This window comes from Paenibacillus sp. GbtcB18, assembly GCF_019091125.1.
Lineage (GTDB): Bacteria > Bacillota > Bacilli > Paenibacillales > NBRC-103111 > Paenibacillus_F > Paenibacillus_F chitinolyticus.
In genome coordinates this window covers 1-232 of sequence record NZ_JAGXJX010000940.1, presented here as the reverse complement: position 1 = coordinate 232, position 232 = coordinate 1, and the positions used below count along the sequence as shown (strand labels likewise).

The 232-nt window shown below is 56.0% G+C and carries 1 pseudogene; it reads left to right on the top strand.

Features of this window, described 5'->3' with window-relative positions:
* Positions 1–232, top strand: a pseudogene (locus KVT34_RS31345) (EF-P 5-aminopentanol modification-associated protein YfmF); the annotation flags it as partial.

Sequence of the window (232 nt, the reverse complement as noted above, 5' to 3'; positions counted from 1 at the left end):
ACCACGAAGCCGGCACCCGGGGGAGACGCTTTTCTCTCCAAATATGTGGAATCCGAGAAGGGAACGCTGCGCCAACGGAACGAATCCCTCATTAACGATAAAATCCGCTTCCCCGCCGAACGCTGCATTGCCGAAATGTGCAAAGGGGGGCCGTACCGGCTGCATCCTCTGGGGGAGCTGAAGGATATTCCCGCTTCCCCGCCGGAATCCCTTTTTGCCTACTTCAAAAAAT